This is a genomic window from Psychrobacter sp. H8-1 (genome assembly GCF_904846575.1).
Taxonomy (GTDB): domain Bacteria; phylum Pseudomonadota; class Gammaproteobacteria; order Pseudomonadales; family Moraxellaceae; genus Psychrobacter; species Psychrobacter fulvigenes.
Genome location: NZ_CAJHBG010000001.1, coordinates 1,917,356 through 1,940,233, shown reverse-complemented (window position 1 = coordinate 1,940,233; position 22,878 = coordinate 1,917,356). Strand labels below are relative to the sequence as shown.

General features: G+C 41.7%; 16 protein-coding genes and 1 tRNA gene. 6 read left to right on the top strand and 11 right to left on the bottom strand.

What is annotated here, in order from left to right; translation table 11 throughout:
* Nucleotides 1-102 precede the first annotated feature (102 nt).
* The 4 genes from arsC (at nt 103) to JMY01_RS07845 (ending at nt 3,935) form a co-directional block, all read left to right on the top strand.
* The gene (arsC, locus tag JMY01_RS07860; RefSeq protein ID WP_201575043.1) at nt 103-510 is read left to right on the top strand and encodes an arsenate reductase (glutaredoxin); all 408 of its coding nucleotides are present in this window, start codon (nt 103-105) and stop codon (nt 508-510) included.
* Nucleotides 497-1,255: an arsenical resistance protein ArsH gene (arsH, locus tag JMY01_RS07855; protein ID WP_201575042.1), complete on the top strand. Its 759-nt coding sequence runs from the start codon at nt 497-499 to the stop codon at nt 1,253-1,255. Before arsC ends, arsH begins: the two co-directional genes overlap by 14 nt.
* Before the next feature lie 94 nt (nt 1,256-1,349).
* Nucleotides 1,350-2,660, top strand: coding sequence for an arsenic transporter (locus JMY01_RS07850; protein ID WP_201575041.1), 1,311 nt, complete (start codon nt 1,350-1,352; stop codon nt 2,658-2,660).
* Nucleotides 2,661-2,951: 291 nt separating this feature from the next.
* Nucleotides 2,952-3,935 carry a glutathione S-transferase family protein gene (locus tag JMY01_RS07845; protein ID WP_201575040.1) on the top strand — a complete coding sequence of 328 codons (984 nt, stop codon included), beginning with the start codon at nt 2,952-2,954 and terminating at the stop codon, nt 3,933-3,935.
* Nucleotides 3,936-4,223: 288 nt separating this feature from the next.
* On the opposite strand, the gene JMY01_RS07840 is transcribed toward JMY01_RS07845, so the two are convergent.
* The 5 genes from JMY01_RS07840 to JMY01_RS07820 all read right to left on the bottom strand — a co-directional run bounded on the left by JMY01_RS07840 (nt 4,224) and on the right by JMY01_RS07820 (nt 11,443).
* Nucleotides 4,224-5,177 (bottom strand): 2-hydroxyacid dehydrogenase, encoded by a 954-nt coding sequence (locus JMY01_RS07840; protein WP_201575039.1) that lies wholly within the window; start codon nt 5,175-5,177, stop codon nt 4,224-4,226.
* Between the two features lie 331 nt (nt 5,178-5,508).
* Entirely contained in the window at nt 5,509-6,780 is a 1,272-nt protein-coding gene (locus JMY01_RS07835) for an LlaJI family restriction endonuclease (RefSeq protein ID WP_201575038.1), read from the bottom strand.
* Nucleotides 6,773-8,650 (bottom strand): McrB family protein, encoded by a 1,878-nt coding sequence (locus JMY01_RS07830; RefSeq protein ID WP_201575037.1) that lies wholly within the window; start codon nt 8,648-8,650, stop codon nt 6,773-6,775. The genes JMY01_RS07835 and JMY01_RS07830 overlap by 8 nt, the downstream gene beginning before the upstream one ends.
* A gap of 32 nt (nt 8,651-8,682) precedes the next feature.
* Nucleotides 8,683-9,804, bottom strand: coding sequence for a DNA cytosine methyltransferase (locus JMY01_RS07825; RefSeq protein WP_201575036.1), 1,122 nt, complete (start codon nt 9,802-9,804; stop codon nt 8,683-8,685).
* On the bottom strand, nt 9,791-11,443 hold the full coding sequence (locus JMY01_RS07820) for an N-6 DNA methylase (RefSeq protein ID WP_201575035.1): 1,653 nt from the start codon (nt 11,441-11,443) through the stop codon (nt 9,791-9,793). The genes JMY01_RS07825 and JMY01_RS07820 overlap by 14 nt, the downstream gene beginning before the upstream one ends.
* A 700-nt stretch (nt 11,444-12,143) precedes the next feature.
* On the opposite strand from JMY01_RS07820, the gene JMY01_RS07815 reads away from it, so the two are divergent.
* Nucleotides 12,144-12,839, top strand: a complete 696-nt coding sequence (locus JMY01_RS07815; RefSeq protein WP_201575034.1) for a hypothetical protein — start codon at nt 12,144-12,146, stop codon at nt 12,837-12,839.
* Nucleotides 12,840-12,898: 59 nt separating this feature from the next.
* On the opposite strand, the gene JMY01_RS07810 is transcribed toward JMY01_RS07815, so the two are convergent.
* From JMY01_RS07810 to JMY01_RS07785, 6 genes are all read right to left on the bottom strand, one after another.
* Nucleotides 12,899-14,365, bottom strand: a complete 1,467-nt coding sequence (locus tag JMY01_RS07810) for a TolC family protein (RefSeq protein ID WP_201575033.1) — start codon at nt 14,363-14,365, stop codon at nt 12,899-12,901.
* 128 nt (nt 14,366-14,493) lie between these two features.
* On the bottom strand, nt 14,494-15,612 hold the full coding sequence (locus JMY01_RS07805; protein ID WP_201575032.1) for an ABC transporter permease: 1,119 nt from the start codon (nt 15,610-15,612) through the stop codon (nt 14,494-14,496).
* A complete protein-coding gene (rbbA, locus tag JMY01_RS07800) occupies nt 15,613-18,462 on the bottom strand; it encodes a ribosome-associated ATPase/putative transporter RbbA (RefSeq protein ID WP_201575031.1) in 2,850 nt (949 codons plus the stop codon).
* A gap of 83 nt (nt 18,463-18,545) precedes the next feature.
* Nucleotides 18,546-19,631 (bottom strand): HlyD family secretion protein, encoded by a 1,086-nt coding sequence (locus JMY01_RS07795; RefSeq protein WP_201575030.1) that lies wholly within the window; start codon nt 19,629-19,631, stop codon nt 18,546-18,548.
* A gap of 686 nt (nt 19,632-20,317) precedes the next feature.
* Nucleotides 20,318-20,404, bottom strand: a tRNA-Leu gene (locus JMY01_RS07790).
* Nucleotides 20,405-20,610: 206 nt separating this feature from the next.
* Nucleotides 20,611-21,384 carry a ferredoxin--NADP reductase gene (locus JMY01_RS07785; protein ID WP_201575029.1) on the bottom strand — a complete coding sequence of 258 codons (774 nt, stop codon included), beginning with the start codon at nt 21,382-21,384 and terminating at the stop codon, nt 20,611-20,613.
* 533 nt (nt 21,385-21,917) lie between these two features.
* On the opposite strand from JMY01_RS07785, the gene JMY01_RS07780 reads away from it, so the two are divergent.
* A complete protein-coding gene (locus JMY01_RS07780; RefSeq protein ID WP_201575028.1) occupies nt 21,918-22,820 on the top strand; it encodes a tRNA (N6-threonylcarbamoyladenosine(37)-N6)-methyltransferase TrmO in 903 nt (300 codons plus the stop codon).
* Nucleotides 22,821-22,878 lie beyond the last annotated feature (58 nt).

Genomic DNA, 22,878 nt, shown 5'->3' with positions numbered 1-22,878 from the left:
GCTGTGCCTGCGCAGATAGAGGCTGCGTAAAATTCATCCCAGTTCCACTGTATCGTTTTTATGCTGAATTCTCTATAGATTCAAAAAATAGGTGAGATTGCTATGAAACCATTAATTTTTCATAATCCTAACTGCGGTACTTCTCGTAATACACTAGCCATCATGAAGGCGTCAGGCGAGCAACCAGAAGTAGTAGAGTATCTGAAAAACCCGCCAAGCCGTGATTACTTGGTTGAGCTATTGGCAAAAATGAATATCTCGCCAAGAGAGTTGCTACGTAGTAAAGAAGCCATCAATGATGAGCTGGGCTTAGATAATCCTGAGTTATCTGATGATGAGATTATCGATGCAATGATTGCCCATCCTATTTTAATCAACCGTCCTATCGTGGTCACAAATAAAGGCGCAGCGCTATGCCGACCATCAGAGCGAGTGTTTGAATTGTTAGAAAATCCAGTGAGCAGCTTTACTAAAGAAGATGGAGAGGTTCTACATCATGGTAAAGGTTAATACAGGGCAATCTGACGTCGATGACTTATCCAATCTAGATGACTTGCCCAATATTGATGCAAGTAAATTACAACCGATTGATATTGAGTCGTTGATTGCCCCAAATGACCCACGTCATCCGCCAAAGATACTCGTGCTATACGGGTCGTTACGTGAGCGCTCATTCTCTAGGCTAGCGGCCGAAGAGGCAAGTCGTCTGTTGCGTTGGTACGGCTGCGAGGTACGGATGTTTAATCCATCGGGGTTGCCGCTGCCTGATGATGCTGATAGCGATCATCCAAAGGTACAAGAGCTGCGCGAGCTGGCGCAGTGGTCAGAAGGCATGCTGTGGGTAAGTCCAGAACGTCATGGCAGCATCACCAGTATTATGAAAGCACAAATTGATTGGATACCACTCGCACTGGGCGGCGTACGACCAACTCAAGGCAAAACCTTAGCGGTGATGCAAGTCAGCGGTGGCAGCCAAAGCTTTAATACCGTCAATCAGCTGCGCATTCTTGGGCGTTGGATGCGTATGATTACTATCCCCAATCAATCGTCTATCCCTAAGGCCTTTTTAGAGTTTAACGACGATAATCGCATGGACAAGTCGCCCTTATATCTGCGTCTCGTTGATGTCTGTGAGGAGCTAGTAAAGTTTACTTGGCTTACTCGTGGACGCTCAGCCTATCTGACTGATCGCTATTCAGAACGGGTGGAAAGTGCCGAAGCAGTATCGCAACGTGTCAATCAAAAGTCGCTCTAATCTTTTGTATATTAAATTGACTAAACTAAGTCGTTTAAAGCAAATCGGTTAAAACAAGCCGGTTAAAAAAAGTCAGCTCAAATAAGGTTGCTCCATGCTCGCATTAATTATCTTTATCGTGACCTTGGTTTTGGTGATATGGCAGCCTAAAGGCTTGGGTATTGGTTGGAGCGCGCTGGGTGGGGCATTGGTCGCTTTGGCTTTTGGCGTGGTGCAGCTATCCGATGTCGCTGTGGTATGGGACATCGTCTGGGATGCGACTTTTACCTTCGTGGCGCTAATTATCATCTCGCTTATCTTGGATAGAGCGGGATTTTTTGGTTGGGCGGCGCTACATGTGGCCAGACTTGGCAATGGGCAGGGACGGTTGTTGTTTCCCATGATTGTGATATTGGGCGCGTTTATCTCGGCGTTTTTTGCCAATGATGGCGCTGCATTACTTCTGACACCGATTGTCATCGCTATCTTGCTACGGCTTAATTTCTCACCGCCGTCGGCATTGGCTTTTATCATCGCCACAGGTTTTATCGCTGATACCGCCAGCCTGCCGTTAGTGACTTCTAATCTGGTTAATATCGTCAGCGCCAATTATTTTGATATCGGCTTTGGACGTTATGCGGCGGTCATGGTGCCAGTCAATATTGTCTCTGTCATCGCAACATTAGCAGTGCTGTGGGTAGTCTATGCGCGCCAAATTCCAACACAATATTCCATTGCCAATCTTAGCGCGCCTGCATCTGCTATTGAAGATCCGCTGGTGTTTAAAGCCGCTTTTCCGCTATTAGCATTGTTATTGGTTGCTTATTTTGCGACTGAATCACTAGGTATTCCTATTTCCTTCGTGACTGGCGCTGCTGCGTTGGTGCTGATGGCTATTGCAGGCCGCTGGTGGCAGGGCGGGCGAGATGCCGTTGTTTCTGTATCTGACGTCGTACGTAAAGCGCCTTGGCAAATCGTCTTGTTTTCTGTCGGTATGTATTTGGTGGTGTATGGCTTGGGTAATGCAGGGCTAACGGCTTATGGTGCTCAAATACTGAATTGGTTAGGACAACAGGGCAATATCATCGCTACAGTAGGGACTGGATTCCTTTCAGCGATTGTGGCTTCTATCATGAATAATATGCCATCAACCTTGGTAGGCGCGCTGGCTATTGATAGCGCGCAAGTACCCGCAGCGACTCGCGAGCTGATGATTTATGCCAATGTGATTGGCAATGATTTGGGACCGAAGTTTACGCCCATCGGTAGCCTTGCGACCTTGTTATGGCTACATGTCTTAGCAGAGAAGGACTATAAAATAAGCTGGGGGCAGTATATGAAAATCGGCCTACTTATCACGCCGCCGGTATTATTAGTCACGCTGTTGGCCTTGGTGTTTTGGTTACCCATGCTGCCAAATCAATAAAAGCCAGTTTTATGTAGGATCAACTCTATATTAGTTTTATAGTGGATGGATCATAGGAGAATTTCTTCAAAGTCTTGGCTGTGTCATTCTCAAGGCATACTGTCATCTGATAAACAACTGTTCTCCAAATCAGAACTTTGATTTGTGATTGCTGCTGTTTATTTCGCTTGAGTTAACCAGTACACTGTTATTATGCTTTGGCGAAATATTAAGGCGTGTTGAAGAGATCCTAATGAAGAATACATAATGCAGGATAAATAATTGGAAATAAATACTAACAAGGAGCGCGATATGGGTTTATTAGTGGATGGAAAATGGCAAGATAAATGGTACGACACAGAGGCTAGTGACGGCCGTTTCCAGCGTGAAGAATCTGGCTTTAGAAACTGGATCACCGCAGACGGCAGTGCTGGGCCATCAGGTATTGGCGGCTTTAAAGCCGAGCCCAATCGTTATCATTTGTATGTGTCTTTGGCCTGCCCTTGGGCGCACCGTACCATGATTTATCGTAAGCTAAAAGGCTTGGAGGATATGATATCAGTCTCGGTGGTGCATCCGTTTATGGGCGAAAACGGTTGGACGTTTGCAGAAGGTGAAGGGGTGGTCGCTGATCCAGTACTCAATGCAAATTATCTTTATGAAGTCTATATAGCAGCCAAGTCCGACTATACAGGGCGCGTCACTGTACCGACGCTGTGGGACAAAAAAACCAATACCATCGTCAGTAATGAGTCGTCTGAAATCATTCGGATGTTTGATTCGGCATTTGACGAGGTGGGTGCTTTATCAGGTGATTGTACACCGTCCGCGCTATTAGCAGACATCGAGGCGATGAATGATCTGATCTACCCTGCGATCAATAACGGTGTGTATCGTACTGGCTTTGCGACGACGCAAGCAGCCTACGAAGAAGCGGTTGTAGAGATTTTCGATGCGCTAGATATATTAGAGCAGCGTCTGGCAGATCGTCGTTACCTGACGGGTGATACCATCACTGAAGCAGATTGGCGCTTATTTACAACTTTAGTGCGTTTTGATGCGGTATATGTGGGTCACTTTAAATGTAATATACGCCGTATCCTTGATTATCCAAATCTTTGGGGCTATCTGCGCGACTTGTATCAGGTACCAGGTATCGCAGAGACGGTGGATATGGATCATATCAAGGAGCATTACTACGGCAGCCATGCAAATATCAATCCAACGCGCATCGTGCCTGTCGGGCCGTATCTGGACTTTACCACGCCTCATGGTCGTGAGCGCTTCTCGGCTTAAGGGTTTATCAGTCGTGAACCAGAAGAGCAGGTGGTAAGCTCATGACCTCTGCAACCATATCCTTATACCAAACCCAAAAAGTACGATTAACTTTGTCAAACTTGCTAAGTCTACTAGGAGTAGTACTTGCACAAGTTTTCCGCGTTACTCTAATTTTTGGGAATGGTATTAGATATGGACTCATTAAGAAGTTTCCAATAAATAAAAACAAACCTACCGCCACGATAGGTTTGTTTTAAGCTGTTTTAAAGAACCGTACTTTAAAGAACTGGTCTAAAGCACAATTTGCTAAAGAACAATGTTTTCTTGTTCGCCTTTTTCCCATTTAACAATATTGTCAAAGGTAATTTCGGCTCTTCTTACCATCGCTTCTTCTGTTGCAAAGCCGATATGTGGAAGTAAAACGACATTCGGAGCAGCTAGGATCGGGTAGTCTGCGGGAACTGGTGGCTCCATATCGACTCTATCTAAGCCTGCGCCCGCGATTTCTCCCTTGCGCAGTGCTTCTGCCAATGCATCATTATCAACAATCGGACCTACTGCGGTATTGATTAAGAATGAGCTGGTTTTCATCAATGCTAGTTTATCTTTATCAATTAAGTGTTTGGTTTCATCGGTGAGTGGCGTATGCAGGGTCACAATATCACTCGTCTTTAGGACTTCATCTAACGACTTATACTCGACGCCTTTACTGATCAACTCTGGCTTTTCACTTCTGTTATAAGCGATGACCTGACAGCCGAACGCTAAGCCTAGTTCAGCGACTGCCCCGCCTATGTCTCCCGTACCTAAGACGCCCAAAGTTTTACCTTTTAAATCAAGCTGTCTGTAGCCATCTTTGGTACCGCCGTCTCTGACGACCGCCTCTAAAGGGACAATATTACGTAACAACGAAATGATCAGCCCAAACGTAATTTCTGCTACAGAGTTGGTACTGTAACCCGCAGCATTGGAAACTTTAATCCCTTTCTCTTTGCACTTTTCTAAATCGATATGATTGAAGCCCGTGAAGGCGACTGAAATATATTTTAAATTTTCTGCAGTATCGATGACTTCACCGCTCAGTGGTGTATTAGCGAGGACTATAACCTCTGCATCTTTGATCCGTGTTTTGAGCGTCTCATCGTCTAATTTTCCATCGTCATATACCACCAACTCATGGCCATTATCCGTTAAAGGTTTTGATAATGTATTTAATACTTCATCACTAATTCCTAGCGACTCTAAGATTACAATTTGCATTTTTTTATTTTCCCTATATTTTATAGCTACAGTTAACAATACGTTTAAATTATTAACTAAGTGTATCATTATTCAGGATTTTTTTGAAATGTCTTCATGTGGACAATCAAGATGTCGATGAGCATCCCTGCTTTAGCTTTACTGTATCGCGGCGTTTTAATAAACTGTCTGAAGCTCATTAAACGTAGCTGCTTGCTGTAAGTGATCTAGGGTAGTGAGCTTCATTGAGTTTTTGAAAGGGCGATGAGGGACACGAGAAACCATGTTTTTTAGAGTTAGTGGCTTGCCCAGCTCAAACAAGTAATAATATCATTATGTTAAATTTATCGTCTTATTTTCCAGCTATGCGTTCATAAGAGCCTTGCTCAATAACTTGAGAAAGCTTATCCTTTTCATAGTCATGAAGACTTGACTTAATGGACATAAGGTGCTTTGTATCTACAAGTATACCTTTTACAGATTCGTAAGAGTAAGCATCAGCTTTCCAATTAGCTTTAGTTGTACCGATTAGTAGATAGTCTTTATCAGTAGAGAAAATAGGATGGTTTTTTCTAAAAGGCATCAAAAAAGCGTTAAAAACTTTTAGATCGGTATTACATTCATGATTAGCAATGTGTTCACCATAGGTAATTTGCTTATTGATGTCAGAGGAATAAGGAAGGTGCCTCTTTTCGTCAGCAGTCTCACCATATTGATAATATTTTGCGTCTAACACAAATATATTATCTTTTCTCATAATCGTATCAGGTTTTAATTTACTACTATCAGTGTCATTACCGAAATATAGCTCCCAACGCGCTTTGGGGAAATAGCGCTTTTTATCCATATTACCAAATACTTCTTCAATAATATTTTCCCATATGTATTCAAAATTATGAGTGCCAAAGTGTAGAGGCTCATTTTGTTTAGTAGGTCTATCTGAGGAGCTTATGATATCAAGCATACTTTGAAAAAGCTTTTTATCGCTATCTTGATTAACGCTCAATAGCTTAGTATTTAAAGCTATTATGTATCTTGTCTTATTAAAAACTAAGCTAGGTTTTGGTGGAAGTTTAAGATTGTATAGCCATCCAAGTTTGAGAAAGCTTTCATAAACACAGTACTGACTAATCTCAGTTATTAAGTTCTTATCTGTAAAATTATTCTTTCTTACCTGCATAGTGAGATACGCGACCCCACTTTTTTGAACCATAGGTCTCTCTTTTCTAATAGTTCGGTTCCAATTTACCTTACCAGAGCTACGACTAACGTAAATTTCTTCATACTCTTGGTAATAACCGCCTCTATTCAGATAATCATATATAAGTACTCTGTATGCATTTATAGGAAAAGAATTATATTTTGTAGAGCTGTCTTGAGTGAAATTTGGTAGAGAAGAGTGCATATCACCATAATCGCGAAGTACAGACATGAGTTGTAATATCTCTTGCCTGATTGATATGTCGTCTTCTGAAATTCTGTAGCCGAGTGGGAACTTGACTTTTACAATATATTTTTTTTGAATTTCATCCCAAATATAACTTAGACCAACGAAATCATCGCCATCCTGATTCGTAGCATTGCTGCATAGACTAGCTAAAGTAGTATCTTTATCATTACTCATCTAACAATGGCTCTAGTTGTAAACCTTCATTTTCGGATAGCTTTGTAGCTAACTCTTTGATGAAGATATTAAATCTTTTATCAGTTCTAAGTGAGGCGAAATCGTTAATCACTTGCTCCAAACTTTGATAATGACTATCGAATAATTGCTCTCTGTTAAACTTATAGACGTCATCCCAAAGATACTTTATAACCTTTTCAGAGAAAAAAATATGCTCAGTTTGGTCATCTAATTCCTGCGTCAATACATCTTCAGAAATAAAGTAAGCACCTAATCTCTTATCTTCAGATGACAATGTTGCACCACTATTGTCTAAAATATGTTGATTAATTAAAGTATTAAACACCCCCCAAGTAACTGAAGTATCTAATATTTTAGTGTCCTTAAAGCTGCATTTATCTATATTATTTTCTATCATTTGCATTTGCCATCTACGCTGAAAAGCTGTATCTAAGGTAAAGACATTTTGGTCTGCAGTATTCATCGTGGCAAGAATAGTGAGGTTACTAGGAATCCTTATTTTAGTATCAACCTCATCATTAATATATTCAGAGATATCTTGGTTTGATATAGCGTACTTACTTATTCCATCCGAATCTCTATCCAGTAATTGAAAAATCTCACCAAAGATAGCTGGTGCATTACCTCGATTAATCTCTTCAATAATCAAATAGTAATGACCATTCGTATCTTCAATAGCATTTTTTAAAATTTTAGTAAAAGGACCAGCTTTAAATTTGTAGCTAATCATAATACCATCTAATTTAGGCAGTATTTGGCCTATGAAATCTGTATTCATATAGTCTGGATGAAATACTACTCGTTCAATTTTACTAGGGTCACTACAGTATTGAGTTTCGATAAGGTGACTTTTACCAACTCCAGGAGCACCATAAAGCAATATATTTTTGCCGCTCATATTTTTAGATATAGTGTAATTAGCATTGTCAGAACGAACCATGTTTTGACTGTCAACAGTGTTGTCAAGGCTATCTACTTCATAAAGACTTTTAGTGGAACCTAGAAAATCAAGGTATATGTTGGGATCTAAAGTATACTCTTTTAATTTTCTCTCAAAGTTAACAACCTTTTGAGTAACTTCTACAAGTTTTTCTAGGTTTAATTTTATTTTATTATTTTCTATATGTAAATTTTCAAGATATGGGATAACACTCAGTAAGTGATTAAAGTTATTAGATTTATCAATGTATTCTTGTAGTTTATTTTCTAATTCACTGTCATCTGAGTCTCTATATAATTTAATTAATAATAATGTGTCCAAAAAGTCAGTATATTGTTTAGTGGTCACTATGAAAGTTCTGTACTCAGTTATAGAAACTTCGTGGGTACCTGTTGCGATACCAAGCTCTAAAAGTATCTTATAAAGTAATAAAATAGGATGTAAGCGAAACTCACTACGAGCTTTCCCAGATGCAGATTCACGATCAATAGAGGAGCTTAAATAAATTTTTTCAATTTGGCGATTAACAATATCTTGATAAGATCTAGTATTTTCGAACTCTCCTTTGCAACGATTAGTAATCTCTGTAAAGGTTGCTGTAGGCTCTTTTTCTGATGCTAGTCTTGCATGAGAAACTAAACCGTAATACTCTCCAACATTTGTTATTCTTGTACCGCTAGACAATGTTATACCTTTTGAGGATAGCCTCTTATTCTCTTCATTAATTTCCTTACTAACAAAGTCCTCTATTTCTTTTGGGGTAGTGAAACCATTTTCCTTGGCTAGTTTTATTTTTGAAATAATATAACAAACATTTATAAAATCAGCTCTATGTCTAGGGAAGTACCAACATTCTCCTGGTTCAGTAATGTCTAATTCATCTAGTTTTTGTTTTAAAAGGGGGTTCATAAACTATAGCTCTTAATAAATATTTTTTTGTTTTAGATAAGCTTGGTCGAAATTTTATCAGCATCTGTAACTAGAGTTTCAACAAAGTTTGCCCAAAAATAAGACATTTTTGGTGGAACTGCATTTCCTATTTGTTTACAAACAGAGGTTTTGTTACCGTAAAATATGAAGTCATCAGGAAAGCTTTGAATTCTTGCAGCCTCTCTTGGTGTCAAAGTTCTGTGTTCAACTGGATGAATAAATCTCCCACCTGTTGGGGTATCAAACCTTGTTGTAATTGTCGGTGCAACATCATCCCATCTCAACCTACCATAAGAACCACTATGTACAGATTTGATATCCTCATCAAGAGAAGTGAAGTTATCGCCATTAGCTATTTTTTGCATTCTTTCGACTGCTACTTTTGAATGATTAGTTTTAATATGGTTGCTTAATGTAGCCTCTCTGGTTGCTAAATATTTTTGATAAGCACTTACAGGTACAGGGTTAGCAACATCTCCATTGTTAGTGACAGTAGGCATATTACAAATAGCATCATATACAGTAACGGGATCAAAGAAAGTTGGATGTTTGTTGATGATTCTCTGAGTTGTTCCCTTTAGCTTAAGCTCAAATTCAATAGAAGTATCCCTAATTCCAATTATAAAAAGTCTTTCTCTTTTTTGTGGTATACCTAAGTCAACGGCCTTCAGTACCTTATGATAAATATGATACTTTGTCCCATTCATTAAGTTTTCATCTGAAAAAATATTACATATTTCATCAAAGGTTTTACCCCCTTGCATGGTCATCAAACCTTTGACATTCTCCATAATGAATATTTTAGGCTTAACAGTCCTGACTATATTAAAGAAGTGCTTAAACAGATAGTTACGATCATCATCAATAAAACCATCCCTGATTCTAGCACCTGCCATCGAAAATCCTTGACATGGTGGACCACCTATTACTATATCTGCATCACCTTTATTAAAGTTGTTACAGTTATCTATATTGCGTATATCATCAACAAGTATCTCGATTTCGGGATGGTTCTTTTTATAAGTATTAGCGATGCTTGAGTCAAACTCAACTGCTTTGACTATTTTAAATCCATTTTGAATAAACCCGAGAGAGAGTCCTCCACAACCTGAAAACAAATCAATTACTTTCATTATTATCTTTTTCACCCATTCTATATTTGTATGCAAAGTTTTTTATATACTCACTCTCTTCGTTATTTAATTCATATAGTTCATTGATGTAGTTATCAATGGCATGAATTTCATGAATACAAAGTTTGTGCTTATACTCATATTCTACCTGCTTAGTACCTACGAACACTTTAGTTTTTTCTAACTTGTTCTCAAGTAATGTTGCTAACTCAATAATACGTTTGCTATTTACTGGTTTAATAGGTAGTAGGAAGTTCTCTAATTCCTTATTAGTAATATGCCAACAATCCGAAATACAAACCCAGAACCACCAAAAAAGAGATGAGTTTAGTAGGCACATCGCTAAAGCAACAGATGATTTATCACTGCAGCCATATTTTTTATACTCACCTCCTACCTTTCCATTTAAGAAGGCTTTCATCCAAAAGGTGGATCGCATATTCAAATAAACTTCTGCATTACCACTGTTGAGTAAGTCTTTAAGTGTCTCGTTGCCCTCAAACAACCGCGTACCAGAGTGATTAGAGACTTTTGAATATATCTGACTATCTAAAGCACAGCCTAACTTAGGAATAAATTTGTCTTGGATATAGTGATTTTCAATGACGCATGTTTTCTCAAAAAGATTAGGGCGCTCATATTTGTACCAGTATTGGTAATTGCTTGTATATACAGTTTTAGGACTGTTACCTTTCTTTGCGATAAGAATACAAAGTTTTTGATGAACGGAAACGAATAAGCAGTCGGGCCTATCGGAGTAGTTTATAATGTACTGAGTAGGCATTATGTCAAATAATGCATCTCTCACTTTCTTCATTCTCGGTGTCGCAATATAAGATAAGGGGATAACAAAGGCAAATGAGCCATTTTTAGAGAGCATTTTTGCTGAGTTGTGAAGTACGTTGGCGTATATGTTGCCAAACCTCTCTTCTAATTCACCACTGTATTTAGAGCTTTCAACATATGGTGGATTGCCAATAATAATATCGTAAGTTCTTAGTGAGGGGTTGCTGACAAAATCATTATTATCAAAGTTTGGTATTAATATATTTGCAAGTCCTTTGATTGCATCAATTCCAAAATAGCTTAAAACAAGCAGTAAGATCCTTACAATTGTGATTGAAGTTGATAGCTTGTTAATGTCATTGCCATAGATGGTCTTAACTGCTGTGTGGACAGATTCTTTAGTTGTTATGTGAGGCCTGCTAGTAAATAATTTGAATTTGAGCTCAAGTGCATGTAATAGGAATTCACCAGTTCCACATGTTGGCTCAAATATACTGCGCTCAAATACAAAGTCCTCGTAGTCAATATCGTCAAGTAAAAGTGTTGAGATATTGTCGGGATTTAGAGTGTCGTAAAACTGCTTTATGCTATTAATAGTAATAAAATTAACTAAATCTTTTGGTGTGTAGTAAACACCATTTTTTTTTCTGATACTTTCCTTTTCATTAAACACAGATAATATGCTTTGCAGCTTATCATAAGAAATTTCATTTTCTATTACATTATTGCTTGTAAAATCAATATCTTTTAAGCAGTCAATTTTTGATAGTTCATTCGCAATTGTATCTTGATCTTCAGTGGAGTAGTTTGGTCTTATAAAAGTAGATAAGACTTCATGTAATCTGTTATTCATTCAAAACCTGTTAGCCTTTAGTTGACGAGAGTGGAAAAAAGCCATTAATCTAAGAGATGGTTTTCCATAGATGGTACTGAGAATAGGTGATCGGAGTTGAAGCTTACTTGATAGTTATGCCTTTAGCAAGGCATAGAGGCAAGTAATATTCTAAAGTTAATATTAATGCATTTTTAGTGATAAACCTGCAGAACATGAACATTCAAGTCTATAGAGACGGTTTAATTGAGGTGTCTCTATAATGTTCTTTCACCTATTTAGAATATAGCAGATACTAACATATAATATAATTTGAATATGAAAACACGCGACATCTAGAGTCGTGTTTGTTTGAAAATTTTTTAATTTTAAATTTTACAAGCTCTGAAAGCAGCTGCTTTCTTATATCGTAATGTTGTCGATAGCATCTAATTGTGACTTTATTATATGAAATTTAGGGGTTTAACTCTGAGCTATCTAGTCACCTTTTATGCCAATCACTATAATGTTTCAGGGTTTGTGCTGGGCTAAAGCCACAGCCTACGGGCTAACCGTTTATAGCATAGCTTTTTACTAAAGTAGACCATATATCTAAAAGCCACCGAATAAGGGATAATAGCCGTTATGGATTCTGTGACACTATAACAGCTAAAATAAGCCGAAACTTATAGCCATAGATAGACATCCAATATCGCAAACTTATATAACAAGGCAGTCCTGTATGACCAAAGATAATCCTTATAATTTTTTGCCGCTACAACCTACCGGCAGAAACGAGACAGACAACGTAAATACCTATGCTCCTGAAGACATGATAAAGATATATGAGCAGCAGTTTCTCACGCAAGTACCTGAAGACCAGCTAACCGAGTTTTTACCTGCGCTAAAGCGGTTTTATGATATCGATAATAATACTTTAGACATCAGCGCTGTCATCTTTGATGCCATAGCCGACTCTACTATCATCTATAATCACAAAGTAAAAACAGGCAATTATCAGATAGTAGGGAGCTTAGTCACAGAGCAGATTGAAGTAGAAGAAGATGAAGAAAGTCAAGAAAGCCTAGACAACCAAGCCTACACGATAGACTGTATGCGTACCTTTTTTATCAATGATGTAGAGATACCTTATCACTTTAATTTGTTTGTTCAAGGCGACGGTTATTCTACCTTGACCGAAAAAAACACCGCATTAGAAAAAATATACTGGCTGGTAAATGCGGGGTTTGAAGAGCATCTATTGGGTGATCCTAAAGAATTAGCAAGCTTAGAGTCTATCAACGAAGAGCTGGCCAGCTTAGGTATCAGGGAGATGGATCTGAACACCATCCATCAACTGGTCAATTATATTGAAGACAATCTGATCGATGATGAGATGGCAGAAGCGCTGAATACCCTAATAGATGACGCTGAATAGGGTTTAGTTCTGTATATGATAGGTGCGCTGTACTCTAGAGTAAGCCGACAAGCCATCAGTTAAGATGGCTGGTTACTCGTTGACCAGCCACCACCAAGCGCTTTATTAAGGTTTATTAGCATTTGTGCTTGAGCGAGTCGCGACTTAAGCAAATTCTCACGCAGCTCTTGCGATTCAAGCTGAGCCCTTAGCGCATAATCCAGAGTATGATGACCATAGCGGAATAGCTTTTGTGCATCGCTGGCATGTTGCTCAGATTGTCGATAAGCAGTCTCTAACAGGGATTGCTGCTTTTGTAGCGCATAATGGAACTGGTAGGCACTGTCTACTTCGCCGAGTGCGCGTAATAGAGTTTGGTCATACTCTAATAAAGCGGTCTGTAATCTGGCATCCGCATTGTCAATATTGGCTTGGATACGGCCATTGGTAAATAATGGCAGCTGTACGCCTACGTTTAAAATACTACCCCAGCCTTTTAATTTAGGCACGTCGCTATCAATATCAATACGACCCCCTTGACCCAAAAAGTTAATCGAGAAGCGCGGGAGCAAATCAGCCTCAGCACTGGCCAGTTTGGCAGAGTAGGCGTTTACCAGTGCGGCGTAGGCTCTGATATCTGGACGACGCTCAAGTAGGCCTTGCGGCGTCTGGCCACTGGGAGCCGATGGCAGATGAGTAAAAATATCTTTGGGTGCTTTAGGAAGGGTAAAGCTTTGCGGCGTCTGACCTATTAGCACTGCGATACTGCGTACATTTGCGGCATACTCAGCATTCAAGGTGCTTTTTTGGGCACGCGCAGCGTTGAGCTTACTTTTGGTATTATTGACCTCATTAATAGTAGCGTCACCGGCGTTAAAGCGTAGCTGTACGTAGCGTTCGAACTGCGTCAGAGTAGCGATACTTTGATCAATGATGGCTTCACGTTTTTGCGCTGCACGCGCCTGCAAATAGTGATCAGCTATTTGGCTTGCCACCAGCATTTGCGCGCCATAAACCTTTTCTTGTACTCCTAGTGCTGCATAATAAGCAGCATCTGCATCGCTTTGCTTTTGTCCGAAAATATCAGGCTCCCAAGCTGCGGCAAACCCAACCGATCCATAGTCGCCACTGGTGCGCACACGATCTTCTAATAAGGGTACGCTCCCGCCAGGCAAGCCCAATCTATCGGTAGAGTAGATATTGGATGAGCTCCTTGTGATGCCTGTAGAGGCATTAACACCAGCTTGAGGACCAAGGTCAGCGTTGGCTAAGCGGCTGATGGCAGAGGCTTCGGCAAGACGACTTTGGGCCACTCTTACATCAAATCCACTTTGCAGTCCCTGCTCAATAAGCTGGGTCAATACTGGATCATCCCAGCGCTGCCACCACTGACTGATATCTTGACTGCCTTTTGCTGCTTGATCTTGGCTAAAGCTGGTTGGAATGAGTACATCGCTTTGTCTAACCACCTGTGTGGGCTGAGTTTGACAGGCGCTGATAAATAAAGTTAATGCGCTCAACGCAACCACTCTGGATACTGGCAACATAAGCTACTCCTAATTATATGGCTATATAGCGGCGTTATTTTTATAAGGTTATCGTATATAACTACAGTAAATTAATAACGCTATTTTGAATATCTCTCCTTTATATTGGACTGACTCTATCTAAGTGGTTATCCCAATTGCTCAAGCATGGCTTTGAAGCGTATCAAAGCAAAAATAAGAAACAATCCTCCGATACCCGTCATCGCCAATAGCTCAGGCCAAACAATATCTAATCCTGCATTACGAAATAACACATTTTGGCCAAAAGCAATGAACTGGGTAGTGGGCCAATACTCACTTAGCAGCTGCACCATCTCGGGCATATTACTGCGCGGCGCTATAGAGCCAGATAACAATAGTGAGACCACCAATACCGGCAACATCAACAGCGCAAACTGTGGCATGGTCGGTGCTATGGTCGATAGCATGATCCCCAAAGCAGATATCGAGAACAGATAAACTGCCACGCCGATACCGAATAGCACTAGTGAGCCGTTAATAGGAATACCGAGGAAGTACTGCACCATAAAAACCATCGACAGCATAGAGGCCACCAAAATAACCACCCCGTTGGCCAGTATTTTTGACATGACAATCTCGGTGGCATTAACGGGCATCACCAATAAGTGCTCGATAGTACCTCGTTCACGCTCGCGGATGACGGCAGCTCCCGACAAGCCGAGTGCCAAGAGCGTGATCATATTAGAGACCTCCATGACTGGGGTATACCAATAGCTGTCTGCATTTGGGTTATAGACCATATTGAGCACAGGCTTAGCTATTAGTGGTGGATCTCCTTGCTTCAAAAAGCTGCTGATTTGTTCATTAAATATTTGGGCGATATAAATCTGTCCCACACCCGCTTGGGTCATGGTGGTGGCGTCAATCAGTAGCTGGGCTTGCGGTTTGCGTCCAGCCAGCACATCGCGCTCAAACCCAGGCGGAAAATCCAATACAAAGATAAGCTCGCCTTTATCCATCAACTCATCAACCTCTTCGCGCTTTACGTCAACGGGCGGGATGAAGTAGGGCTGCTGCAAAGCTTCTTGGATTTGTCTGGTCAGAGCGGTACGGTCTGAATCTATAATACCTATGGGGGCATTACGTACCTCGGTATTGATACCGACGGCTACTGTATAGATGGTGACAGAAAAAACCACGCCGATCATCAAAAATAGGACGGTATCTCCAAACAAGCTACGCAACTCTTTGATGGTTAAGGTCCAGATATTCTTTAAAGAGCGCATTTACACCTCCTGCTTTTTCAGGAAAATAGAAGCCAGTGTGATAAACGTGAGGGCAAAGGCAGCCAGAACCATATACTCAGTCAAAAAGCTGCTCCAGCCAAGTCCTTTGGTAAAACCGCCAATACTGATACGCTGATACCAAGATGCTGGAAACCCGACACCCAGAGCATAAGCGAAACCGTCCATACTGGAGATGGGGTAGAGCAGTCCAGAATAGTTGATGGTAGGTATGAGAGTCACGATAGCGGTTATCAGTAGCGCTGCAATTTGGGTGCGAACCAAACTGGATACTAGCAGCCCCAGTCCTGTAGATACATATACCAATAATAAGGCACCAAAGGACATGCCCAAAAAAGAGCCTTTTACCGGTACTTGAAACCAAAAAACAGCCATTAATACCAGGATGATATAGTTGATAAAGCCTAGAGCGACATAAGGCAGCTGCTTGCCAATGAGGTATTGTGGCACACTGGCAGGTGACGTATAGAGGTTGGATATCGAGCCAATTTCGCGCTCACGTACTACCCCAAGTGTGGTCATCATCGCTGGAATGAGCATCAGGATCATCATGATCACACTGGGGATGACGGCGCTGACACTTCTAAAGTCCTGGTTATACATAAAACGCGGGACTATTTCAGCAGCAGGCGTTAGATCGATAGGCAAGCCCGTGTCCTGAAAGCGGTCCTGCATATACATCCTCATGATGCCGCCCACATAGCCCTCAATGTTAGTCGCATTAAAGGGGACAGTTCCATCGATATAAAAGCTGACTTCTGGCTGTCTGTTGGCTGCTATGTCACGTCCAAAACCCGCTGGAATATCGATCACCAGTTTGGCCTCGGAGCTTTTGAGTGCATACTCAGCCTCTTCTAAAGAATATACAGGCGGCTTGGTGATAAAGTATTCTGAACCAGAAAAATACTCGGTTAACTGTCGACTTTGCATAGTCTGATCTCGGTCGAGAACAGTATATGGCAAATTATTGACATCAAAAGAGATACTCCAGCCAGTCATAACCATTAGGATGATGGGGCCGAGAATCGCAAAAAAGAATCTGATTTTATCGCGCAGTAGCTCTTTAGCTTCACGAGTTGCAAATGTCCAAACAGTACTAAACCAGTAGCTAAGCGTATCAGTCTTATTGGCCTGCTTCTCAGGTGCAGATGCTATGATATCTGAGCCGATAGGGCGGTCTTCACTTTCAGCCGTGCTGCTTTTAGCTGTGCTGTTTTCAGCTGTTTTAGTTGGCTGGCCTTGACTGTCATTTGTGTTGTTTGCATGTTCTGCGTTCTGACTGTCCTCTTTTTGACTTTGCTCATCGTCAAGCAGATATTGCACAAAGGCTTCTTCAAGGTTTTCCGCCTTCTTATTGCGTGTTAGCTCTGGCGGCGTACCAACATCGAGCACGCGCCCTTGATGCATAAAGGAGATTCGATCACAGCGAGAGGCCTCATTCATAAAATGAGTAGAGATAAATATCGTCACTTTTTCTTCGCGAGAAAGCTCTATTAGTTTTTGCCAAAACATATCACGCGCTTCTGGATCTACCCCTGAGGTTGGCTCATCGAGGATTAATACCTCTGGACGATGCAAACAGGCGGCTGCCAGCTGTAGTCTTTGGCGAATACCAAGCGACAATGAGGAAGGGTCAGTCTCTGCCACATCAACCAAATCAAACTGCTCTAAAGAGTCCTTGACCGCTTGCTGTCCGCGTGCGCCTTTTATCTGATAAAGCCTAGCGTGTAGCTCTAAGTTTTGCCGTACGGTCAGCTCTTCATAGAGTGAGAAGGTCTGCGACATGTAGCCAACTCGCATGCGAGTATCGACATTTTCATCATCGATAGATTGACCAAGTAGCTTTGCTGATCCCTCAGTCTTATCAATCAAGCCAGTAAGCATTTTCATAGTAGTGGATTTACCACAACCATTAGAGCCTAAAAAACCAAAAATCTCTCCCTTTTCAATACGAAAGCTGACACTATCGACCGCAGTGAAGTCGCCAAAACGCTTGGTTAAGTTTTCGGCCTCAATGGCGGGCGGCGCATCTGGATCGGGCTCGAACGGAGGGATTTTTAGTTTGCCTGAGTTGGTTTGTTTCTCTGCTGGCAAAAGCTTGATGTACGCCTCTTCAAGCGAGGTGACCCCAAGCTGCTCCATGACGGTTTGCGTGCGATCATTGGCCAGCAGCTTACCATCATCCATCGCCAGCAAGTATTCAAAGTCTTCGGCTTCTTCTATATAGGCGGTCGAGACGATGACGGTCATCTCTTTGCGTTCGGCTTGCAGCGAGGCCACCAATGCCCAGAACTGGCGACGGGCTAAAGGGTCCACCCCAGTGGTTGGCTCATCAAGGATAAGCAGCTCTGGGTTGTTCACCAAGGCGCAGCAAAGACTAAGCTTTTGTTTCATGCCACCTGAGAGCTTGCCAGCCGGACGATCTGGAAAGGGATCTAGTCCTGTTGCCTTAAGTAATCGAGCGATTCGGGCACGGCGTTCGTGCGCATCCAAGCCAAACAAACGCGCATGAAACTCCACATTCTCGTACACTGAAAGCGTGGGGTAGAGGTTGTGTCCCAGCCCTTGCGGCATAAAAGCAATATGCTGCGATAAATCGTCACGCACCGCTTTTTTTGCCATGTCCTGACCGAGCACTTGCACCGAGCCTTCTTGAATGATCTTGACTCCAGCAATAACAGACAATAAAGTGGATTTTCCCACCCCGTCAGGACCAATCAGGCCCATGGTGGCGCCGCGTGGAATGTTGAAGGAGATATCATCAAGAGCAATCGTCTCGCCATAGCTATGAGAAACATGGCTAACCTCAACTGTATTAAGCTGGCTGTCCATACATCATCTCTTTATCTTGTACTGGTAACTTTTCTATCATCGTAAGGATTCAGTTTTATTGACCATAAAAGCTGCTGAATAATTTATGATGCATTTTGCACAGGCATTTTTACTGCAGGAAGCTTGATCGTTAGCTCATCAGGCCACGCTACATCAGTATCGCTACGCACATAACCGTTCCCTGTCATACCGCCCTTCAGTAAGCCTTTATATTTTTGTGCCACTTCAAGAGGCAATTTAATACGCACCTTAAACATCAGCTTTTCGCGCTCATTTTGAGTCTCTACTGATTTGGGCGTAAACTGAGCTTCTGAAGCAATAAACGAGACTTGTGCCGGCCAGACACTATCGAGCCCATCGAGGACAATTCTTGCGTCATCACCCACCTGTAAACTACTCATCTGCTGGTTAGGAAGGAAGATGTTCATATATGCATCCTCGGTATCGAGCAGGCTAACTACTTTACTGCCTGCAGCAATGACACTACCAACCTCAGCAATACGGTACTCGACACGCCCAGCTTTAGGGCTACGGATGAGCATATCGTCATTCATTGAAGTAGCGGCTTGTTGCTGAGCTTTTGCCTGATTGACGCCAGCTTTGGCTTCTGCTATTTGAGCATCGACTTGTTGCGCAGCTGCTTGGGCTTCTGCTCGTGCTGCTCGCGCCGCTTGCACCGCTGCAACGGCACCATTGTAGGCCGCCATTCTCTTACTGACCTCTGAGTCTGAAATCAAGTTTTCACTGCGCATCTTACGTGCATTGTCTAAATCCATTTTTGCTACTTTTTGCTGTTCAAGATGAGCATTGATCTCAGCTTGGGCGCGAGCCATTGCCTGCTCAGCTTGATTACGTCCTGCTTGAGCCTGCGACACCATTTGATAAGCGCGCTGCTCAGTAGCCTGCGCTGCCATGAGCTGGCTTTCGCTTTGAGTGGAGGACAGCTTAACCAACAATTGATCTGCCATGACATCCTCTCCCTCATCAACCAGTATTTGCTCAATGCGTCCTGGATAGAGGCTGGCAATATCAAACTGTTCTAGCTCTAGCCTACCGTTTGAGCTGACTATGCCTGAAGGAAGGGCTTCGGCCTGTTGCTGCTGTTGCCAGAAGTACCAACCGACAGCAGCAGCCACAACTAGGAGAATTAAAATCCACGACTTTTTCATGATGAGTTCCTATTCTTCTCTATGCATCTTTTTTATGCGGAAAACAGAACGGAAAACGACCAATCGATATGTTGGCTAATTCTGTCATCCTCAAATATTTTGAAAGTTTTTCAGTAATTTTTAACAACAGAGGCTAAAAGCAACCTTTTACGATGATCATAGTGGCTTATAAGTAAGCTGACAAAAACCCTGTGTCACTTGAAAACACTATATTCGATATAAATCGATAGACTGATTTTTGAGAAGTAGTTTGTTTTTTGGAAATAAATATTAAAAATAAAGGCTGTTTCACTAACAAAGCCATAATAACCATAACTAAAGTGTGGTTATGATACGGGATATTGGTTCAATAAACTACCGTAGCGAAATCTAATGTGAGAACTGCTTAGTTTATCAATCAGTAGGTTATGGTGTTGCCTTATCATAAAGCGCTTATTATCGGTAAAGCTACTGCTCATGAGTTATACCAAACTCAAAAAGTGCGATTAGCTTTGTCAAACTTGCTAAGCCTACTAGGTGTAGTACTTGCACAAGTTTTTCGCGTGACTCTAATTTTTGGAAATGGTATTAGTTAGCGCAAATAAGCAAATATAGAGCAACTGGACGGTTATGAAGATGATTTGTTAGACAATATTGATAGGCAATAAAAAACCCTCACAATCAATAGACTGTAAGGGTTTTGTATATGGTACCAGTGGTCGGACTCGAACCGACACGCTTTTAAAGGCAACGGATTTTGAATCCGTCATGTCTACCAATTCCATCACACTGGCATGTAAGGTGATAAGTTTATACTGCTAAACATTATCGAATTGGGCTACAGGGTTAACTGTATAGGCTGCGTATTATAACAGCCTATTTTGGAGCGTCAAGAATTATTTACTGGGATTTTGCTATTTTGGCGTAAAACTTTAGATTTAACGCTTCATAGCTGGCCATACCTAACAAATCGTACTCAATTGATTATTAGTATGACTACTTAACCGACAAAGGCACGCTCAACCACATAGTCCGCTTGCACGCCCATACGTGGTGAGACCGTGAGACCAAAGTCGTCTAAAATTTTGGACAGGTCAGCGTTGAAAGGCATACTACCGCAAATCATAACGCGGTCATCTTCTTTGTTCATCGGAGGTAAACCAATATCTTCAAAGAACTTGCCAGACTTCATTAAGTCCGTGATACGACCCGTATTTCTAAACTCATCGCGTGTGACGGTCGGATAGTAGATGAACTTTTCACGGAACCACTCACCGAAGATCTCATCATTGGGCAGCTCGTTTTCGAACATATCACGATACGCCAAATCCTCTACATGGCGCACACCATGTACCAAGATGACTTTATCAAAGCGCTCATAGACCTCAGGATCGCGTGACAAAGACAAGAAGGGCGCAAGTCCTGTGCCGCTTGAGAGCATGTATAGGTTTTTGCCCGGTAATAGATCGTCTAATACCAGCGTGCCTGTGGGCTTTTTGCTGACCAGTAGCTCGTCGCCGACCTTGATATGCTGCAAGCGTGAGGTAAGCGGGCCGTCTTGAACTTTGATCGAAAAGAACTCTAAGTGCTCTTCATAATTAGGACTTGCAAGTGAGTAAGCACGCAGCAGTGGCCTGCCATCGACAACGAGACCTATCATCGCAAACTCGCCATTGCGAAAGCGTAAGCCGTCGTCGCGCGTGGTTTTGATGCTAAATAGAGAGTCGTTCCAGTGATGAACCTCTGTGACCGTTTCGGTGCGAAGTTTTGACATAAAGTCCTCGTTTATAAGTTGCTGTCTGCGTCAGTAGGTTTATACGTCTATAAATAGGCGCTAAATAAAACTTTTCAATGATGAAAATAATGGGCTAAATTTTATCAAACCAACAAGTTGTTATCGTTATAGGAAATGCTTGTTTTTCGAAAACGTATTCATAATATCAATAATACTGCGTATGTATCTACTAGCTTATGGGGCGCTATTCTAACATCTTATGCCGCATTATAAATAAGTAGAGGTGCCTATAGCGTATAGAGGATGCTTGTAGCGCTTAGTTAGAGTACGGTAAAGTACGAAATTAAAAGGCCTTCCTCGAATTTCCCGCTCATAATACCAAACTTTAAAATAAAAGTCCGTATGGCAGCGACTGTGTGGCATGATAAAATGGAATATCGTTAGTGAGTAATTTTGTATCATGAGACATATTTGTTTTACCTAAGGTAGATTGTCACTATTGCAGAGATTTTTAGACGTTTTTTTGGAGAAGGTTTTGGAGGGGTATTTGGAAGTTTTTTTGGAGGGATTGTATGTCTGCTGACAATGCATGGTTAAATGGTTATCATCAAGCGCCCATTATTGGCTATCACCGTGCGCCTTTATCACAGAAATTTGGTGCGCCAAGACAGCCAAACTTGGTTGCGCTGATGAGCGTGATTGAGATGGTGGCGCCTTACGATGTGCCCGAGGCGTTTGTCGGTTTAGAGCATTTTAGCCATCTGTGGCTCAGTTGGCAGTTTCATCATAACTATATTAAACAAGCTAAAGCTAAGCAAAATGAAACTAAAGGCCATTCTAACGAGCGCCATAACGAGCAGTCGAACACAGCAAATGCAAATAGCACTACGTTTCGTCCGCAAGTCCGTCCACCAAGACTCGGCGGTAATCAAAAGGTTGGCGTATTTGCCAGTCGTAGTATGTATCGACCGTCAGCTCTGGGACTGTCTGTGGTCAAGCTTGAGCGCATTGAGGTGATCGAAGGGCGCGTGCTACTGATGATTAGCGGCGCTGATATGATCGATGGTACGCCGATTATCGATATTAAGCCTTATATCGCTTACAGCGATGCTGTGGCTGACGCTAAGAGTGGCTTTGCGACCGCTGCGCTTGAGAAGTTAGTAGTGCAGATGACTGACACAGCCAAGCAGCAGTTTATGCACATCGCTCATGAGCAACAGCAGGCTCAGCAAAACGCTGACAAACAACCATCGACGCATGACAGCGTGCTCTACCATCTACAAAGCCGCTTGATAGATGCAGATATTGAGCGTATTAAAGACCTTATCGCCTATGATCCGCGCCCTGCTTATCGCCGTGATGAGATGAATACCACCTTTATCATACGTTATAAGTCGGTCGATGTGAATTTTCAGCTCATAGAGTCGGGGCAGTTGCAGATAACGGCTGTTGTAGAGGTTAAGGATGCCTTATAGTATTGCAGGCTGATTTTTAAGTTGTTGAATCTACTATACCAATTATATTTGACCATTA

Bases quoted from the DNA above. Each gene is read 5' to 3' on its own strand.
- JMY01_RS07820 (WP_201575035.1), bottom strand. From the start codon at position 11,443: ATGAATAACAGATTACATGAAGTCTTATCTACTTTTATAAGACCAAAC.
- rbbA (WP_201575031.1), bottom strand. From the start codon at position 18,462: ATGGACAGCCAGCTTAATACAGTTGAGGTTAGCCATGTTTCTCATAGC.
- JMY01_RS07780 (WP_201575028.1), top strand. From the start codon at position 21,918: ATGTCTGCTGACAATGCATGGTTAAATGGTTATCATCAAGCGCCCATT.
- JMY01_RS07825 (WP_201575036.1), bottom strand. From the start codon at position 9,804: ATGAAAGTAATTGATTTGTTTTCAGGTTGTGGAGGACTCTCTCTCGGG.
- JMY01_RS07840 (WP_201575039.1), bottom strand. From the start codon at position 5,177: ATGCAAATTGTAATCTTAGAGTCGCTAGGAATTAGTGATGAAGTATTA.
- JMY01_RS07810 (WP_201575033.1), bottom strand. From the start codon at position 14,365: ATGTTGCCAGTATCCAGAGTGGTTGCGTTGAGCGCATTAACTTTATTT.
- JMY01_RS07845 (WP_201575040.1), top strand. From the start codon at position 2,952: ATGGGTTTATTAGTGGATGGAAAATGGCAAGATAAATGGTACGACACA.
- JMY01_RS07850 (WP_201575041.1), top strand. From the start codon at position 1,350: ATGCTCGCATTAATTATCTTTATCGTGACCTTGGTTTTGGTGATATGG.
- arsC (WP_201575043.1), top strand. From the start codon at position 103: ATGAAACCATTAATTTTTCATAATCCTAACTGCGGTACTTCTCGTAAT.
- JMY01_RS07795 (WP_201575030.1), bottom strand. From the start codon at position 19,631: ATGAAAAAGTCGTGGATTTTAATTCTCCTAGTTGTGGCTGCTGCTGTC.
- JMY01_RS07830 (WP_201575037.1), bottom strand. From the start codon at position 8,650: ATGAACCCCCTTTTAAAACAAAAACTAGATGAATTAGACATTACTGAA.
- JMY01_RS07835 (WP_201575038.1), bottom strand. From the start codon at position 6,780: ATGAGTAATGATAAAGATACTACTTTAGCTAGTCTATGCAGCAATGCT.
- JMY01_RS07785 (WP_201575029.1), bottom strand. From the start codon at position 21,384: ATGTCAAAACTTCGCACCGAAACGGTCACAGAGGTTCATCACTGGAAC.
- JMY01_RS07805 (WP_201575032.1), bottom strand. From the start codon at position 15,612: ATGCGCTCTTTAAAGAATATCTGGACCTTAACCATCAAAGAGTTGCGT.
- arsH (WP_201575042.1), top strand. From the start codon at position 497: ATGGTAAAGGTTAATACAGGGCAATCTGACGTCGATGACTTATCCAAT.
- JMY01_RS07815 (WP_201575034.1), top strand. From the start codon at position 12,144: ATGACCAAAGATAATCCTTATAATTTTTTGCCGCTACAACCTACCGGC.